The organism is Brevibacterium moorei, assembly GCF_024580735.1.
GTDB lineage: Bacteria > Actinomycetota > Actinomycetes > Actinomycetales > Brevibacteriaceae > Brevibacterium > Brevibacterium moorei.
This window is the reverse complement of sequence record NZ_JANIJX010000092.1, coordinates 1-249: the sequence shown is the minus strand read 5'-3', so window position 1 is coordinate 249 and position 249 is coordinate 1. Positions and strand designations below refer to the sequence as shown.

Below are 249 nucleotides of genomic sequence, written 5' to 3'. Positions count from 1 at the left end.
CTTAACCTTCCAGCACCGGGCAGGCGTCAGTCCGTATACATCGCCTTACAGCTTCGCACGGACCTGTGTTTTTAGTAAACAGTCGCTTCTCCCTGGTCTCTGCGGCCACCACACACACATCAGACCGTAAAGGTCCTTCACATGGGTGGCCCCCCTTCTCCCGAAGTTACGGGGGCATTTTGCCGAGTTCCTTAACCACGATTCTCTCGATCACCTTAGTATTCTCTACCTGACTACCTGTGTCGGTTT

Annotated in this window: 1 rRNA gene; it reads right to left on the bottom strand. The window is 53.4% G+C overall.

Annotated features, from left to right (window positions below):
• Positions 1 to 249: ribosomal RNA gene (locus NQ034_RS16145) — 23S ribosomal RNA — on the bottom strand; the annotation flags it as partial.